Genomic DNA, 16,904 nt, shown 5'->3' with positions numbered 1-16,904 from the left:
AGGAGGCCCGTCATGAACCTGCACCAGTTTGCCGAAACCCACGACGTCACCAACCAGCCGCCGTCCCTGGACGGTACCAACCTCTATCGCATCGACCTGCCCTTGCAAGAATGGTCGCGCCGCTTTGGCGCCGGCTGGGCGCAGGCTCGAGTCGATGCGTATGGTGCGCTGGCGGGCGGGCCACTGATGGAGGCCGGGTTTTTGGCGAATCAGAACAAGCCGGTGTTCAACAGCCATGACCGCTACGGCCATCGCATCGACCTGGTGGAGTTTCATCCGGCCTATCACGAGTTGATGCGCACCGCCGTCGAGCATGGCCTGCCATCGCTACCGTGGGCGCATCCGCAGCCCGGCGCCCATGTGGCCCGCGCCGCCATGACCTACCTGCACAGCCAGGCCGAAGCCGGCAGCGGTTGCCCGTTGACCATGACCTTCGCCTGCGTCCCGGCCCTGCACCTGCAACCGGACTTGGCGCAGACCTGGCTGCCGAAAATCCTCAACCCCGAATACGACCCGCGCAACGTCGGCATCGCCCACAAAGCCGGCGCCACCATCGGCATGGCCATGACCGAGAAACAGGGCGGCACCGACGTGCGCGCCAACACCACCCGCGCCTACCCGGTGGGCGCCGGCGGCCCTGGCCAGGCCTATGAGATGGTCGGGCACAAGTGGTTCTGCTCGGCGCCGATGTGCGATGCGTTCCTCACCCTGGCGCAGACCGACAAAGGCCTGACATGTTTCCTGCTGCCAAGGCATCGCCCGGATGACACCCGCAACCAGTTCTACATCCAGCGCCTGAAAAACAAACTCGGCAACTGCTCCAACGCCTCCAGCGAAGTGGAGTTCCGTGGCGCCCTGGCGTGGATGGTTGGCGAAGAAGGCCGTGGCGTGCCGACCATTATCGAGATGGTCGCCATGACCCGTTTCGACTGCATGGTCGGCTCCAGCGCCTTGATGCGTCAGGCGTTGACCCAGGCCAGCCATCATTGCGCCCATCGCTCAGTCGGCGGCCGCGTGCTCAGTGAACAACCATTGATGCAAAACGTGCTGGCCGACCTGGCGCTGGAGAGCGAAGCCTCCCTGGCCTTGAGCATGCGCATGGGCCGGGCGCTGGACCATCTGGATAACGAACAGGAAGCCAAATTCGCCCGGCTGGTGACGGCGGTGGGCAAGTATTGGATCTGCAAGCGCGCTCCGGCCATGATCAATGAGGCGGCCGAGTGCATGGGCGGCGCCGGGTACGTGGAGGACAGCATCCTGCCGCGTCTGTACCGTGAGGCACCGGTGAATTCGACGTGGGAAGGTTCCGGCAATGTGCAGTGCCTGGATGTGCTGCGCGCATTGTCCAAAGAACCGGGCGTGCTGGAGGCGTTGTTTGTCGAACTGGGCGATGGGCATGGCGACAAGCAACTGGTGCGGCATATCGAGCAATTGAAGTCGGCGTTTATGGATACCCAGGATATCCAGTACCGCGCCCGGCAGTTGACCGAGGACATTGCCGTGGCGTTGCAGGCCAAGCTGTTGCTGGAGGCCGGGAATGCGGTGGTCAGTGATGGGTTTATCGCCAGCCGACTGGGGGCGTCGTCCGGCCGGGTGTATGGCACCTTGCCGCGGGGTGTGGAGGTGGCGGCTATCGTTACCCGATCAACGCCAGCCTTCTGACGACACTCGGTCAAACTGTGGGAGCTGGCTTTTGGTGTACATATCCATTTCTGCGGTAACGGCCACTTAGGGTTCCGCCCTTACGGCGGGTCACTTTTGCAAGGACCGGAATGCCGGCCCAGTCAAAAGTAACCATGGACTTGTTCCCTCGCAGCGGACGCCAAGAAGCGATATTTTAATCGCAATCTTGGAGGCACTTATGGCACAGCAAACTCGCCGCCGTTACACCGATGACTTCAAAGCTCAGGCAGTGACACTCGCTGAAAGCATTGGTCGAGGAGAAGCTGCCCGACAGTTGGATATCTCGGTCAAAACCTTAGGTAATTGGCTGGACGCCGCACGCAACGGGCGTCCTCTCAGTTCTCCTGCCCGGCATCCGGTCTCTGACCTGGAAAGTGAGCTGGCTCGGCTTCGAGCTGAAAATGCCACGCTCAAAATGGAGCGAGAAATCCTAAAAAAAGCGACGGCGTTCTTTGCCAGAGAGTCCAACTGAGATACGCCTTCGTCGCCCGTGAACGGACTCACTTTCCAGTCAGGCTGTTATGTCGAGTGATGGAGGTCTCGGTGTCGGGCTTTCACGGCTATTTGAAGCGTCAGAAACGTCCTGATCCAGATGCGGCGATTCGCTTGGAAATTCGTGCGATTCATCGGGCAAGCCGAGGCACTTATGGGCGCCCACGCATGGTTAAGGCGCTTCATAACCGTTCGTACGCGATAGGGCACAAGCGAGTAGCTCGTCTGATGAGAGAGGAGATGCTGCGAGGAAAAATCAAAGCCCGGTTCAAACACTCGATGGATAACCGGTATATCCAACCCATTTCTGACAACGTGTTGAAACGACGTTTTTCCGTGACAAGCCCGGCACCCGCCTGGGTGGGGGATATCACATATATTTCGACTCGCCAGGGTTGGTTGTACTTGGCTGTGGTGTTGAGTATCCAGACCCGGCAGGTGCTGGGTTACAGCCTGTCGGATCGTATGCCCGAGGGTTTGGTACAACAGGCGTTCATGAACGCCTGGACCAGAGCGCCAGTTGATCACGGTGTAATTTTTCACTCTGATCGAGGCCGACAATACACCGGTAGCGGTTTTCGTAGCATGATCGCGGAAAGAGGCTTCGTGCAAAGCATGAGCCGTAAGGGGAATTGCTGGGATAACGCCGTGGCAGAGAGCTTTTTTGCCACACTCAAGAAGGAGGAAGCCATCGGTGTGTATCCCAGCAAAGCACAGGCCCATGCATCAATCGCAAGCTACATCCATGGGTTTTACAACGCGGCACGGCTGCACTCGGCGCTGGGATACAGCTCACCTAATGACTACGCAAAGCAACTGAAGCAAACTGCTTAACACTCGCTTCATGGCGTACGTTTTGAGGGAACAAGTCCACCAAAAGGTCCTCGCCCCAACACTCGGTGCCTCGCTGTGGCTCGGCATGCCCGCAATCCGACACTGATTTGGGGGGCCGCCGCCACGCGCCATCCATGGCGCGGGGCGGCTAAACCGGCATCCCTGCCGGTTTACCCCCCAAATCACTGTCAGATTCCGGCCATCGTGTTTGACGGGGCGATTTCAGATCAAGATCAAAATCACAAGCGCAGATCAAAAGACCGCTGACTTCGTCATCGAAAAGGATGTAAGGGCCAGAGCAACAGCAACAGCAACAGCGCAGCCAAACTCGGTCAAAGGTGGGAGCTGGCTTGTCGAATCGTCGCACCGCTGCGATGGCATCAACCCGGTGTACCTGATGTACCGAGGTGTCTGCATCGCAGGCAAGCCAGCTCCCACAGAAAAGCACATGTTCAGTGCCTGCAAATCCGCAGCCGACCTCATAGTCAAAACTGCATGCGGTCAACAGTGGGAGCGCGTTGTATCAGGTAGACAGGCTTTTGCTTTGTACTTGATCTGGCTTTTGATTCAACCACTCAGGTCGGCTTTCAGGCCGCCGTGCTGTAGATCTTGATCTTGATCTGCTTTTGATCTGAGGCGCCCCGTTAACCACGATGGCCGGAGTGAGGGCACACCGAGCCTAGGCGAGGTGCCGAGTGGTGGGGCACAGACCTTTTGGTTACTTTTGGCTGGGCCGGCATTCCGGGCGTTTGCCAAAAGTGACCCGCTGTAAGAGCGGAACCCTAAGTAGCCGTTACCGCAGCAACGGATATGTACTCCTCCACCCACCGCGACGATAAACCAGCCCAACACCACAAACGCCAATATTTGTGCAGATGCCCATGCTGCAATAGCGGCGAATCATTGGCATACCCTTAGCTGACACACCGCCATCGCAGGCAAGCCAGCTCCCACCTTTAAAAGCAGCATTCCAATTCCGGTGTTTCAGTGAGCTTGGGATACAGGCAAGATAAAGGCCTGCAAGTCAGAACACAGGATGCTTACCGTGACCGAAGCTTTTGTTGTCGTTCAAACCGCCGAAGAAGCCGTGGACCGGCTGGCCGCTCTGCATGAGCGCGCTACCGGTGCGCTTAACCAAGCCCTCAAGCAATACCTCAAGGACCGCGTCGAGCCGGACGCCGAACAACGCGCGCTGTTTCGCTACCCGGAATTGCGCCTGACCTACCACTGCCACGGCGAAGTCCCACAGACCACCCGCGCATACGCCAAGGTGCAATTGCCGGGAACCTACAGTGTCACCGTCACCCATCCTGCGGCGTTCCGTAAGTACCTGCTGGAGCAACTGGTGCCGTTGATGCATGACTTCACCGTGACGGTGGAAGTCGGCGTGAGCCAGCAGAATATTCCGTACCCGTATGTGGTGGAGCAGGGTGATGAACTGGCTGGCTCCGGCGTTACCGCTGCGACCCTCGCCCGTGTATTCCCCAGCACCGACTTGTCCGCCGCCACCGACGGCATTGCCGATGGCCTCTACGACTGGGAAAACACCGACCCGCTGCCACTGGCGCTGTTCGATGCGGCGCGCGTGGACTTTTCCCTGCGCCGCCTGGTGCACTACACCGGCAGCGACTGGCGCCATGTGCAGCCATGGATCCTGCTGACCAACTACCACCGCTATGTTGACCAGTTCATCCTGCATGGCCTCGAGCAACTGCGCAGCGACCCACGGTTTATCCGCATGGTGCTGCCGGGCAACGTGATCATCGACAAGAGCATGGACCACGGCGAAGCCTCGGCCATTGCCGCAGGCGTGGTGTGGCACCGTTACCAGATGCCGGCCTACCACCTGCAGGCCACTGATGGCCACGGCGTGACCCTGGTGAACATCGGCGTCGGCCCGTCCAACGCCAAGAACATCACCGACCACTTGGCCGTGCTGCGCCCGCATTGCTGGCTGATGATCGGCCACTGCGGCGGCCTGCGCCAATCCCAGACCATCGGCGACTACGTATTGGCTCACGCCTATATGCGTCGCGACGGGATTCTCGACCGCGTCGTGCCGCCGAACATCCCTATCCCGGCGCTGGCCGAAGTGCAGATGGCCTTGCAGCAAGCCGCTGCCAATGTCACCGGCGAGAAAGGCGAAGAGCTTAAAAAGCGCCTGCGCACCGGCACCGTGCTGACCTACGACGACCGCAACTGGGAACTGCGCTGGGCGCAAGAGCGGCCACTGATCAACCTGTCTCGCGCTGTGGCCGTGGACATGGAAAGCGGCACGATCGCCGCCCAAGGCTACCGTTTGCGGGTTCCGTACGGCACCTTGCTGTGCGTGTCGGACAAGCCGCTGCACAGCGAGATCAAGCTGCCGGGTTCGGCCAACGCGTTTTATGAGCGTGCGGTCAGCCAGCACTTGAAAATCGGCATCGAGGCGGTGGATTTGTTGCGCACCGAACTCAACTCGCTGCACTCGCGCAAACTGCGCAGCTTCGACGAGCCGCCGTTCCGCTAAGCGGTTGGGATGGTCATTTAGCGGTCAGGCCACTAGCATTGTCGGTCCTGACCGTTAGATGTTCCTTTGCCATGTCCCGTCCTACCCGCCCCGATTCGCGCCGCCCTGGCGTGAAACCCCCATATTCTGCAGCACGGCGTGTTGCCAAGGCGCCACCGGCCGAGCCGAAGTTGATCCTGTTCAATAAACCCTTCGACGTGCTGACCCAATTCAGCGACGAAGGCGGGCGCGCGACCCTCAAGGACTTTATCGATATTCCCGGCATCTACCCGGCCGGGCGCCTGGACCGTGACAGCGAAGGCCTGCTGCTGCTGACCAACGATGGCCAGTTACAGGCGCGCATTGCCGACCCCAAGCACAAGCTGGCGAAAACCTACTGGGTGCAAGTTGAAGGCGAGCCCACCGAAGAACAGCTGCAACGCCTGCGTGACGGCGTAGAGCTGAATGACGGCATGACCTTGCCTGCTCAAGCGCGGCAGTTGGACGAACCCGAACTGTGGCCGCGCAACCCGCCGGTGCGCTTTCGCAAAAGCGTGCCGACGTACTGGCTGGAGTTGGTCATCCGTGAGGGGCGTAACCGCCAGGTGCGGCGCATGACTGCGGCGGTGGGCTTGCCGACCTTGCGCCTGGTGCGTGTGCGTATTGGTGACTGGTCGATTGATGGCCTGGACCAAGGCCAATGGAAGGCAGTGCCGGCGCGTTTATAAAGCGCCGGACTCGATCAGTCCGATCACCACGCTTTTGATGATGAACGCGGCTACGCCCAGGCCCAGCACGAAAAACAGGATGAACGACCCAAAGCGCCCAGCCTTGGATTTCTTCGCCAGGTCCCAGACGATAAAGCCCATGAAGATGATCAGGATCGTGACCAGGCCGGTCATCATCCATTCTTCAAAGAGGGCGGGGTCGATGTTGTTCATGGGGATTTTTTCCGACAGGGCAGGCGGGAAGTATAAGGCAGGGCTTCAAGCACAACATTGACCTGCGTCGTAACGCGGTCAATGTGGGAGCTGGCTTGCCTGCGATAGCGGTGTGTTAGCTAAGGATAAGCCTCTGATTCACCGCTATCGCAGGCAAGCCAGCTCCCACAAGCGATCACCAGTGTGCTTGAGATCAGGTACGCAGGTGCGTCAGCGGCAACTCGGTGCTGTTGAGCACCTGGTTCAGCACAAAGCTCGACCTTACGCTGGTCACGCCTTCAATCCGGGTCAAATGCCCCAGCAGCAATTTCTGGTAGTGGTCCATGTCCGGCACCACCACTTTCAGCTGATAGTCCGCATCCATCCCGGTGACCAAACTGCACTCCAGCACCTGCGGCAGGGTGCGGATCGCCGCTTCGAAATTCTCGAATCGCTCAGGTGTGTGACGGTCCATGCCGATCAGTACATAGGCCGTAAGGCTCAGGCCGAGCATCTTGCGGTCGAGCAGGGCGACCTGGCGTGCAATATAACCGTCGTCTTCCAACTGCTTGACCCGGCGTGAGCACGGCGACGGCGACAGGCCGATGCGTTCGGCCAACTCCTGGTTGGAGATCCTCGCGTCGCGCTGCAATTCCGCCAAAATACTCAGGTCGTATCGGTCAAGCTTGCTCATTGGGTTGGCCTTTGTCGTAACTATTGCGGTGAATTATCTATGAAGGGTTAAAAATTGCGCAAGCACTGTTTATTGACGCAATCTTCGCAATCATCTGTCGGACGTGTGCCTGTATCTTTATCAACAGAATCACCGCCTGGACAACAGTCCACTGCAGCGGGCCCAATCAGGCCTGCTGCGGCCGCCGCCCCAGCAGGGTTGAGCCGGCCTCCAGGCTGCACACTGTCCACAAGACGGCGTGAGGTGAGCCAACGTCAAAAGCGTTGAGCCAGGACGAAATTCTCAAGGGGTGGCCGACGGGTCGCCCCTTTTTCTTTGTCTGCGCGTTTACCTCAAAAAATACTTCTCGTGACTGATAACCTGTCTCAGAACCGGGTGAGGCTTTTCCAGTCTCATGCAGTAAGGCCGGACACTCCAGGCCCTAATCCGCAGTGAGGAATAGCATGAAGCGCATCTGGCGTATGGCAGGTGTAGGTTTGCTGATGGTAAGCGTCGGCACCCAAGTGATGGCCGACGACCCGCGCTATGAAGGCGGTGGTCAGCATGAAAGAGGCCCGGAAGTCGGGCGTGGCAATGAACAGGCGCGCCCGCAAAATAACCCACCGCGCCCACAGAACACTCAACCGCGTCCGGAAAACAACCAACCGCGCCCACAGAACCCGCATTTTGATCGCGCCGAGCAACAGCAGCACGGCGGTGGGCAGTGGCAAGGCCGCCCGCAAAATGCCGAGCAACCGCGGCCGGCGCCGCAGCCAGCGAACAACCTGCCGATCCAGGGCCGCCCGGACACGGTGCGGCAAACCCAGGAACCGCGCCAGGGTTACTATCAGGACATTCCGCGCCGTAACGATGGCAACCAGCACTGGCAGGTCGGCAATGGCCCAGGCCCACGTCCGGGCGGCGGCTTTAATAACGGGCACCCCAATGACAACCGCTGGCCGGGTCGGCCCAATGGTCACGGCAACGGCTGGGGGCCAGGCCCGCAATATCGTCCCGGCTACACCGTTGACCGTTTCCCCGATCGCAATTATCGCGTGCCCTACCGTGGCCAGGATTACTTCTTCTCCGGCGGCTACTGGTATCGCCCGCAAGGCCCGCGCTATGTGGTGGTGACGCCGCCCTATGGCATCCGCGTGCAATACCTGCCGGACTACGCACGGGAAGTGTGGGTGGGCAGTGCGTTGTTCTTCCTCGCGGCGGGTTCCTACTACACCTATGAAAACGCCACCCAGCAATACGTCGTGGTGCAACCGCCGACCGAAGTGCCGGCGCCACAACCCGCGCCGCAGGGCAACGGCTATGACGTGGTGGCCTACCCGGCCAACGGCCAGTCACCGGCCCAGGTGCAGCAGGACGGCTACGACTGTTATCGCTGGGCGGTGCAGCAAAGCGGTTTCGACCCACGCACCGTCACCTACGCCCCGGACCCGGCGGTGGTGCAAACCTACCGCCAGGCCCAGGGTAACTGCCTGACCAGTCGTGGTTATCAGGTGCAGTACTAGGCCTTGTTACCCGTCACCACTTCCCGCGGGTCGGCGTGCACCAGCACTTCGGCACGCGGGTAAGCCCTGTGAATGGCATCGGCGGCCTGGTCGCTGATGCCGTGGGCCACTGACAGGGTCAGTTCCCCCGGCAATTCCAAATGCAACTGCACAAACCAGTGGCTGCCGGAAATGCGCGTGCGCAAATCATGCGCACCCAGCACGCCCGGCACACCGCGCGCCAATTCCAGCATGTGCTGGCTGACATCCGACGGTAGTTCCTCATCCATCAGCACGGCAAAGCTCTCGCGGGCGATCTGGATCGCGCTCCACAGGATATAAGCGGCAATACCGAGGCCGAACCACGCATCCACCTGATGAAAGCCAAACCCTGCCAACACCAGTGCCACCAGAATGCTGCCGTTGAGCATCAGGTCGGAGCGGTAGTGCAGTGAGTCGGCGCGCACGGCGTTGGAGCCGGTTTCGCGGATTACCCGGTGTTGCAGCATCAGCAGCGCCACGGTCATCAGCAGCGAAAACACGATGACGCCAATGCTCAGCCACGGCGCGCCGACCGGTTCCGGGTGCTGCAAACGCTGGTACGCCTGGAAGGCGATCAACACGGCACTGCCGGCGATAAACAACGCCTGGGCCATGCCCGACAGCGATTCGGCCTTGCCATGCCCATAACGATGATCGTCATCGGCTGGGCGCAGCGCGTAATGCACCGCGAGCAAGTTCAGCAGCGAGGTCACGCCATCGAGCAGCGAGTCGGTCAACCCGGCGAGCATGCTCACCGAGCCACTGAACCACCAGGCGATGGCCTTGGTGATAATCAGCGCACAGGCCACGCCCACCGAGGCGCGGGTGGCCAGGCGCAGGAGCCTGGCGTGTTCGGGACTGCTGGTCATAAGCGGATACAGTCCTTAAGCGGCGGGTTGCAGGCCCAGGGACGCGAGTTGTTGCACGCTGCCCTTGAACTGGAGCATGCGCGGGTCATCCAGCGGCAGGCGGCGGCCGGTTTCCTTTTCAATGATGGTTTGCAGCTTGGCGTTGTCGACCTTGCCGTCGGCGCCAATGGCTTCGTGCAGTTTTTCCGGCGCGACTTGGGCGGTCTTGCCCGGCTCGAAGTAGATGGCGCCGGTGGCGAAGTCCACGCCAAAGGCGATCAGGCCCGGGATCACATAAAACAGCAGGCCCACGGCGTCGAGCACGGCAATGGCCGGGTCGATCTTGCCGTCGATCTGGCCACGACGGTCCGGGTAGAAAATCGAGCCGCAGGCCGTCAGTTGGCTCAGCAGGGTGACGGCGAGGACACCGCCGATAACACGGGAAGCGATACGCATAAAATGCTCCTGAACACGGTTGATACGAAACTATATGACAATTGTATTGAGCCACGCCGCTCTAATGTGGGAGCTGGCTTGCCTGCGATAGCGGTGTATCAGTGCCACATGGGCGGGCTGACCCACCGCTATCGCAGGCAAGCCAGCTCCCACATTTGCCTGCATTCCAATTAAGGACGAACGTTCGCCGTTATACTCGCCGCTCTGCTTTGGAGCCAGTATGAATTCGTTGCCGATTGATGATGTTTTACCCGCCCTGCGTGACGCCTTGGCGAATCGCCATGAGGCCGTGCTGGAAGCGCCGCCCGGTGCCGGTAAAACCACCCGCGTGCCGTTGGCTTTATTGAATGAGCCTTGGCTGGCCGGGCAAACCATCCTGATGCTCGAACCTCGGCGCCTTGCCGCGCGAGCGGCTGCCGAACGCCTGGCCAGTGAGCTGGGTGAAAAGGTCGGTGAAACCGTCGGCTACCGCATCCGCCTGGACAGCAAAGTCGGCCCCAACACCCGCATCGAAGTGGTCACCGAAGGCATTCTCACGCGCCGGCTGCAAGACGACCCGGCACTGGACGGCGTGGGTTTGCTGATTTTTGACGAGTTCCACGAACGCAGCCTCGACGCCGACCTGGCACTGGCCCTGAGCCTCAACGGCCGCGAGCTGTTTCGCGACGAGCAACCGCTGAAAATCCTGCTGATGTCCGCCACCCTCGAAGGCGAGCGCCTGGCGGGTCTGCTGGACGACGCGCCGATTCTACGCAGCGAAGGGCGCATGTTCCCGGTGCAGATGCGCTGGGGGCGGCCTTACCAGGCCGGTGAATTTATCGAGCCGCGTGTGGTGCAGACCGTCCTCGACGCGGTGCAGGACCAAACGGGCAGCATTCTGGTGTTTCTGCCGGGGCAGGCCGAGATTCGCCGGGTCAATCAACAACTGGCCGAAGCCTTGGGTGATTGCCCTGATGTGCTGCTGTGCCCGCTGCATGGTGAACTCGACCTCAACGCCCAGCGCGCCGCCATCGACCCGGCGCCCGCCGGCAAGCGCAAAGTGGTGCTGGCCACCAACATTGCCGAGACCAGCCTGACCATCAATGGCGTTCGCGTGGTGATCGACGCCGGGCTGGCGCGGGTGCCGCGTTTCGACCCCGGCAGCGGCATGACCCGCCTCGACACCCAACGCATTTCCCGCGCCAGTGCCACTCAGCGAGCCGGCCGGGCAGGGCGGCTGGAGCCGGGTGTGTGTTATCGCCTGTGGTCCGAAGACCAGCACGAAGGTTTGGCCGCCTACGGCAGTGCGGAAATCCTCGCCGCCGACCTGGCGGGCATGGCCTTGCAACTGGCGCGCTGGGGCGTGACGCCCACGCAACTGGTGTGGCTGGACGTGCCGCCGACCGCCGCGTACGCCCAGGCCCAGGATTTGCTGGTGCGCCTCGGCGCGTTAAACGACGACACACTCACTGCCCATGGCCAGAAAATGGCGGAGTTGCCCGCGCACCCGCGCATCGCCCACTTGTTGCTGCGCGGCCAGGACCTGGGGCTGGCCGCGACCGCCTGTGAGGTGGCGGCCTTATTGGGTGAGCGCGATATCTTGCGCGGCGGCGGTGCGGATTTGCACACTCGCCTGGCATTGATGTCGGGCGAAGAACGTGCGCGTGGCACCCAGGGCGGCGTGCAGCGGGCCAAGCAACTGGCCCGTCAGTACCGGGGCTACTTGCGAGGCCAGCCGACTCAAGCGGTGGCCGACCCCGATCACCCGCGTTGGCTCGGCGCCTTGCTGGCGCTGGCCTACCCCGACCGCGTCGCCCAGCAACGCCGCCCCGGTGGCGCCGAATATCGCCTGGCCAACGGCCGCGCCGCGCTGTTCGCCGAGGCCGACAGCCTGATGAAGCAACCGTGGCTAGTGATTGCCGACCTTGGCAGCCGCCAGGGCCAGCGCGAAGAGCGTATTTACCTGGCGGCGGACTTTGACCCGGCGCTGTTCGACAGCGTGCTGGCCGAGCAAGTGCGCACGGTTGACCAGCTTGATTGGGATGAACGCGAAGGCGTGCTGCGCGCCGAACGCCAGCGCAAAGTCGGTGAGCTGGTGCTCAGCCGTGAGCCGCTGACCGGCCTGGATGAGTCCGCGCGCAGCCAGGCACTGGTCAACCTGGTGCGTCGCAAAGGCCTGGAGCTGCTGCCGTGGACGCCCGAACTGCGCCAATGGCAGGCCCGCGTCATGCTGCTGCGCCAGCTGGACGCGGGTAAAACCAGCGAATGGCCGGATATCAGCGACAAAGCCTTGCTGGCCGATTTGGAGCATTGGCTGATGCCCTACCTGGGCAAAGTCTCGCGCCTCAGCCACTTTTCTAATTTGGATATTTCCAGCTTCCTGCACAACCTGCTGCCCTGGCCGCTGCCCCAACGCCTGGACGAGCTGGCGCCACAGCATGTGAAGGTGCCCTCGGGCTCATCAGTGCGTTTGGACTACAGCGAACAGCCGCCGATTCTGGCTGTGCGCTTGCAGGAATTGTTCGGGCTGGCGGACACACCGCGCATTGCCGGCGGGCGCCAGGTGGTCAAGCTGCACCTGCTGTCCCCGGCGCGCCGGCCGGTGCAGGTGACGCAGGACCTGGCGAACTTCTGGCGCAGTACCTACGCCGAAGTGAAGAAAGATTTGAAAGGAAGATACCCCAAGCATTACTGGCCGGATGATCCGTTGGTGGCCGAACCCACCGCCCGGATCAAACCCCGAAAGTAGGTGATGTGAAGATCCAATGTGGGAGCTGGCTTGCCTGCGATACAGACGACTCGGTCTATCCGTTTCACCGAGGCGATGCTATCGCAGGCAAGCCAGCTCCCACAAAAGCCCGCTCCCACATGGGGTGTTGTGGTGTGGGTTATTGCGCTGCCGGCAGCAGGAACCGGGCGATCACTGGCAGGTGGTTGGAGATGCGCAGTGTGTCCTCCTGGCGCACCTTGGCTTCCACCCGCTTGATCCTTGGGCTGTAGAACAAATAATCCAAGGTCCGATCCGGCCCATCCACGCTCGGGTCATTGGGGAAGTGTGTCAGCCACTTCGCCCGGTCAATCCCACTGGATTCACTGTTACTCGGAATCATCGGGTATTTATCCCACAGCAAATGCAGCTCGCTGTCCGGCGAATATTGCCCGCGCTTGCCCGCGTCCAGGCGCAGGAACTGCCCCAGCGGCAGCAGGTTGAAATCCCCACCAATCAGCCAAGGCGTGCCACGGCCTTCGAACTTATCCAACAGTTTTAGCGTGGCTTTGGCCTGCTCCTGCACCGCCGAACGCCCAGGCTTATCGCCGTCCAGGCGGGTGTTGAGCACAGCCAGTTGGCCGCCATCGCTCAACGGCAGGTAGGTCAGCAACAACGCAGGTTTAGGCTGGAACTGGCGGCTGATGAAGTTGGCCGGCGACACCGGTAATTGCAGGCGTTCGGCGTGTTCGATCTGGTAGCGGCTCAGCGTGACGAGCTTGCGGCCGACGCTGCCGAAGATATGCAGGTTGGGCACAAAGTCGGCTTTCCAGTCGAAAGCCTGGGCGCTGCACGGGTAAAGGTCGACCAGGCGTTCCTGGAGCAACGCCACCTGGTCCTGATAGTGAGAGGACTTGGCGCCTTCATCGAGTTCCTGCAACAGCAGGATGTCGGGCTGTTCGTCGCGAATCACCCGCGCCACTTCGTCCAGGCTGAAGGCCATGTCTTCCACAGTGGGGCGATCGTCCGGGCCTTTGCCGTCGGGGCTGTCGTACCAGAACACATAGTTCTTGCCGGCCAGGTATTGCACGTTCCAGGTCATGACCTTGAGCGCCTGCCCCGGCAGCAAGGTCGGCGCACGTGGTGCTACGCAGCTGACGGGCAGGGTCTGCTTGTCGACGGGGCGCCAGGTCAGGCTGTAGATCAGGGCCGCGAGCAGGCCCGCGATGATCAACAGGCTCAGCAGGGTGATGCGCAATAAACGGGTCATTGGCTCGGCTTATAGCGTTATCAGAGGTGGCACGGAGCATATCACCGTGCGTCGGCATCGCCACCGATCAGCATAAACAAACGGAAAAGTACCACGCTGGTAAACAGTTGCAGGAAGCTGTGGGCACTGTCGATCAGCAAACCCAGCAGCGGCGCGGGGTTGGGGTACACCGCCACGCTCGCGCCTTTGAGCAGCCACAATGGCGTCATTACGCACAGCAGGCACACCAGGATTCGCCAGAAATGCCCACGGGTCAGGCGCAAACTTTCCTTCATCGCCTCCAGCGCTGACATGCCGCGCAACACCAGCAGGTACTCGGCAAACGCCAGCACCACCATCAGCCACAGGCCCGGCAGGAAGTACAACGACAGCCCCAGCAAAATCAGCAAGGTGCTGACCGCCGTCAGCAGGGCGAAACGCGGCCACATCGCCAGGGCCATGGCCCACACATCTTTAGTGCTGGGCGACTCACCACGGGTGCGCGCATCCAGAAACAGGATCAAGGCGCCGGTGTACAGCGGGTACACCAACAACCCGACGACCACGCTGTAACCGGGGAACGCATCCGGGCCCAGTGTGTGGTCGAGCACCTGTTGCAGCAGGGCTTCGAGGATCACCAACGGCAGGCACAGCTGGACGATGGCGCCCAGGTTGCGTTGGGTGAAACGGAGGGAGTCGCGCAATACGTCTAACGGATTCATCAGGTTCATCACAGCCCTAAAAGCAAGGCCAACACTTTAACCGATCATGACGAGAGGTAAGCAAACGTAAACCTTACGTAAAGACCATTGAAACGTCTGGTAACACCCCCATAACTACGCTGTAGCTCACCTGATTACAGGCGGGCCCATGATTTCTACCGGCAATCTAACGAGGTCGCCATGAACAGCGAAGAGCAAACCCTGATCGATGGACTGTTTTCACGGTTGCAACAAGCCGAAACGGACTCAGCCCCCCGCGACGCCCTGGCCGAAGCGCGGATCAAGGAGCACATGACTCGCCAACCGGCCGCCGGGTACTACATGACCCAGTCGATCCTGGTGCAAGAACACGCGATCAAGAGCCTCGACGCGCAGAACAAGCAACAGGCGCAGCAGATCCAGCAATTGCAGGATGAGCTGCAACAGGCCCGCTCACAGGCCGCGCAACCGGCGCCGAGCAGTGGTGGCTTCCTGTCGAGCATCTTTGGTGGCAGCAGTTCCCGCGATTCGCAACCGCCACAAAGTGCTCCGCCTACTTCCGGCGGCGGCTGGCGTGAGCCGGCGCGGCCTTCGTTTGGCCAGCCTGCACCGCAGCAGAACTACGCTGCGCCACAGCAGAATTATCAACAGCCGCAGCAAGCCCCCGCCGCGCCTATCGGCAGTGGCTTCCTTGGTGGCGCGCTGAAAACCGCCGCCGGTGTGGCCGGTGGTGTGATGCTGGCCGAAGGCATCAGCAGCCTGTTCAGCCACAACTCGCAGCAGCCGCAGGTGGTGGAAGAAATCATCCGCGAAGAGCCGGCACCGGCCAGTGACAACGGCAACTGGGGCAATGACGACCAGAAGTTTGCCGGCAACGACAGCTGGGGCAATGACAACTCATCCGACAGCTTCGCAGACAGCGACTATTCCGACGATTCCTCCTCCTTTGGCGACGACGACTCCTTCGTCTGACCTACTTCAACCGGGGCGCTTCGTCGCCCCGGGCTGATTTTTCGCTGAAACTTTCCCATGGCTGGCATACTGGCAACCTTTCCGGGCCTTGGCGCCTGGCTGTCATGAGGAACTGCGGTGAAAAAAATAGCGGTGTTCGCCGATGTACAAAACCTCTACTACACCGTGCGCCAGGCGTATGGCTGCCACTTCAACTATGCGGCGCTGTGGGCTGATATCAGTTCACGCGGGCAGATCGTCGAGGCCTATGCCTATGCCATCGACCGTGGCGACAGCAAGCAGCAGCAATTCCAGCAGATCCTGCGCAACCTGGGCTTTACGGTAAAACTCAAACCCTACATCCAGCGCGCCGACGGCTCGGCCAAAGGCGACTGGGACGTGGGCATCACCCTGGACATCATGGACGCCGCCGACCACGTCGACGAAGTGGTGCTGGCCTCCGGCGATGGTGATTTCGACATGCTGCTCGAACGCATCATCCAAAAGCACGGCGTTGAAGCCGTGGCCTACGGCGTGCCGGGGCTGACGGCCAACTCGCTGATTCGCGCCGCCAGCCGCTACGTGCCCATCGAAGGCGCGCTGCTGCTTAAATAAGCGCCTCAGGCTCAATAAATAGTTAGACGGAGTTGGAACAGGTTTGGAACGTATAGCGGTCATCGACTTTGAAACCACCGGCATTACCCCGAGCAGCCACTGCCGGGCCACGGAAATCGCGGTGGTTATCCTCGAACGCGGCCAAATCGTGGACCGCTACCAGAGCCTGATGAATGCCGGCGTGCGCGTGCCTGGGTTTATCGAACAACTCACCGGCATCAGCAACGCCATGCTGCGCAGCGCGCCACCGGCTGAGCGGGTGATGAATGAAGTGAATGAATTTGTCGGCACCACGCCACTGCTGGCGCACAACGCCGCGTTCGACCAGAGGTTCTGGGACTTTGAACTGGGCCTGATCCGCCGCACCCGCCTGCAAAAATTCGCCTGCTCGCTGCTGCTGGCCCGCCGCCTGATGCCGTCGGCACCCAACCACAAGCTCGGCACGCTGAACGCGCTCGCCCAACTGCCCCACACCGGCAAGGCTCACCGGGCGATGGCGGATGCGGAAATGGCGGCCAACCTCACCACGCACCTGGCCCAGCAACTGCGCGGCACCCACGGCTTGCGCGAACTGTCCCACGATTTGCTGTGTACCTTGCAGAAAGTGCCCGCGGCGAAGATCAACGAACACCTGAAAAAGCACCGCGGGTTCTAAACCAACCCCAATTCCAAGAACACTGAAGCTCAAAATGTGGGAGCGGGCTTGCTCGCGAATGCAGTGTGTCAGTCGCCGAATATATTGACTGACCCACCGCCTTCGCGAG

The 16,904-nt window shown here is 61.2% G+C and carries 16 protein-coding genes; 10 read left to right on the top strand and 6 right to left on the bottom strand.

What is annotated here, in order from left to right:
- Window positions 1-12: 12 nt before the first annotated feature.
- From PSH96_RS25305 to PSH96_RS25285, 5 genes are all read left to right on the top strand, one after another.
- Window positions 13-1,662, top strand: a complete 1,650-nt coding sequence (locus PSH96_RS25305; protein WP_305455940.1) for an acyl-CoA dehydrogenase family protein — start codon at window positions 13-15, stop codon at window positions 1,660-1,662.
- Between the two features lie 199 nt (window positions 1,663-1,861).
- Window positions 1,862-2,155, top strand: a complete 294-nt coding sequence (locus PSH96_RS25300; RefSeq protein ID WP_305453582.1) for a transposase — start codon at window positions 1,862-1,864, stop codon at window positions 2,153-2,155.
- Window positions 2,152-3,009 (top strand): IS3 family transposase, encoded by an 858-nt coding sequence (locus PSH96_RS25295; protein ID WP_305460074.1) that lies wholly within the window; start codon window positions 2,152-2,154, stop codon window positions 3,007-3,009. The genes PSH96_RS25300 and PSH96_RS25295 overlap by 4 nt, the downstream gene beginning before the upstream one ends.
- Before the next feature lie 1,036 nt (window positions 3,010-4,045).
- Window positions 4,046-5,518 carry an AMP nucleosidase gene (amn, locus tag PSH96_RS25290; RefSeq protein WP_162232034.1) on the top strand — a complete coding sequence of 491 codons (1,473 nt, stop codon included), beginning with the start codon at window positions 4,046-4,048 and terminating at the stop codon, window positions 5,516-5,518.
- A gap of 71 nt (window positions 5,519-5,589) precedes the next feature.
- Window positions 5,590-6,225 (top strand): pseudouridine synthase, encoded by a 636-nt coding sequence (locus PSH96_RS25285; RefSeq protein ID WP_305455938.1) that lies wholly within the window; start codon window positions 5,590-5,592, stop codon window positions 6,223-6,225.
- Here PSH96_RS25285 and PSH96_RS25280 read toward each other — a convergent pair.
- Window positions 6,220-6,429, bottom strand: a complete 210-nt coding sequence (locus PSH96_RS25280) for a DUF2788 domain-containing protein (RefSeq protein ID WP_025999909.1) — start codon at window positions 6,427-6,429, stop codon at window positions 6,220-6,222. The two genes, PSH96_RS25285 and PSH96_RS25280, sit on opposite strands and share 6 nt — an antisense overlap.
- Window positions 6,430-6,631: 202 nt before the next feature.
- Complete coding sequence (locus PSH96_RS25275) at window positions 6,632-7,111, bottom strand: Lrp/AsnC family transcriptional regulator (RefSeq protein WP_003194418.1); 480 nt, start codon at window positions 7,109-7,111, stop codon at window positions 6,632-6,634.
- Between the two features lie 443 nt (window positions 7,112-7,554).
- On the opposite strand from PSH96_RS25275, the gene PSH96_RS25270 reads away from it, so the two are divergent.
- Window positions 7,555-8,613 (top strand): DUF6515 family protein, encoded by a 1,059-nt coding sequence (locus PSH96_RS25270; RefSeq protein ID WP_305455936.1) that lies wholly within the window; start codon window positions 7,555-7,557, stop codon window positions 8,611-8,613.
- Here PSH96_RS25270 and PSH96_RS25265 read toward each other — a convergent pair.
- Together PSH96_RS25265 and PSH96_RS25260 are read right to left on the bottom strand one after the other, a co-directional pair.
- Window positions 8,610-9,503, bottom strand: a complete 894-nt coding sequence (locus PSH96_RS25265) for a cation diffusion facilitator family transporter (RefSeq protein ID WP_305455935.1) — start codon at window positions 9,501-9,503, stop codon at window positions 8,610-8,612. The genes PSH96_RS25270 and PSH96_RS25265 overlap by 4 nt on opposite strands.
- Window positions 9,504-9,518: 15 nt before the next feature.
- Window positions 9,519-9,938 (bottom strand): polyribonucleotide nucleotidyltransferase, encoded by a 420-nt coding sequence (locus PSH96_RS25260; RefSeq protein WP_305455933.1) that lies wholly within the window; start codon window positions 9,936-9,938, stop codon window positions 9,519-9,521.
- A gap of 220 nt (window positions 9,939-10,158) precedes the next feature.
- Here PSH96_RS25260 and hrpB point away from each other — a divergent pair, with 220 nt between their 5' ends.
- Entirely contained in the window at window positions 10,159-12,666 is a 2,508-nt protein-coding gene (gene hrpB, locus PSH96_RS25255; protein WP_305455931.1) for an ATP-dependent helicase HrpB, read from the top strand.
- A gap of 139 nt (window positions 12,667-12,805) precedes the next feature.
- Here hrpB and PSH96_RS25250 read toward each other — a convergent pair whose 3' ends face one another.
- Together PSH96_RS25250 and PSH96_RS25245 are read right to left on the bottom strand one after the other, a co-directional pair.
- The gene (locus PSH96_RS25250) at window positions 12,806-13,894 is read right to left on the bottom strand and encodes an endonuclease/exonuclease/phosphatase family protein (protein WP_305455928.1); all 1,089 of its coding nucleotides are present in this window, start codon (window positions 13,892-13,894) and stop codon (window positions 12,806-12,808) included.
- Window positions 13,895-13,935: 41 nt separating this feature from the next.
- A complete protein-coding gene (locus PSH96_RS25245) occupies window positions 13,936-14,595 on the bottom strand; it encodes a YciC family protein (RefSeq protein ID WP_069786530.1) in 660 nt (219 codons plus the stop codon).
- A 180-nt stretch (window positions 14,596-14,775) separates the two neighbouring features.
- Here PSH96_RS25245 and PSH96_RS25240 point away from each other — a divergent pair, with 180 nt between their 5' ends.
- The 3 genes from PSH96_RS25240 to PSH96_RS25230 all read left to right on the top strand — a co-directional run bounded on the left by PSH96_RS25240 (window position 14,776) and on the right by PSH96_RS25230 (window position 16,795).
- Window positions 14,776-15,546 (top strand): DUF2076 domain-containing protein, encoded by a 771-nt coding sequence (locus PSH96_RS25240; protein ID WP_305455925.1) that lies wholly within the window; start codon window positions 14,776-14,778, stop codon window positions 15,544-15,546.
- Window positions 15,547-15,663: 117 nt separating this feature from the next.
- Entirely contained in the window at window positions 15,664-16,140 is a 477-nt protein-coding gene (locus tag PSH96_RS25235; protein ID WP_017139349.1) for an NYN domain-containing protein, read from the top strand.
- A gap of 43 nt (window positions 16,141-16,183) precedes the next feature.
- Window positions 16,184-16,795, top strand: coding sequence for a PolC-type DNA polymerase III (locus tag PSH96_RS25230; RefSeq protein ID WP_305455923.1), 612 nt, complete (start codon window positions 16,184-16,186; stop codon window positions 16,793-16,795).
- Window positions 16,796-16,904: the final 109 nt, after the last annotated feature.

Origin of the sequence: Pseudomonas sp. FP2338, assembly GCF_030687515.1 — a bacterium.
Lineage (GTDB): Bacteria > Pseudomonadota > Gammaproteobacteria > Pseudomonadales > Pseudomonadaceae > Aquipseudomonas > Aquipseudomonas salomonii.
Note: the sequence above shows the minus strand (reverse complement) of the source record. Positions and strands in the feature narration are given on the sequence as shown.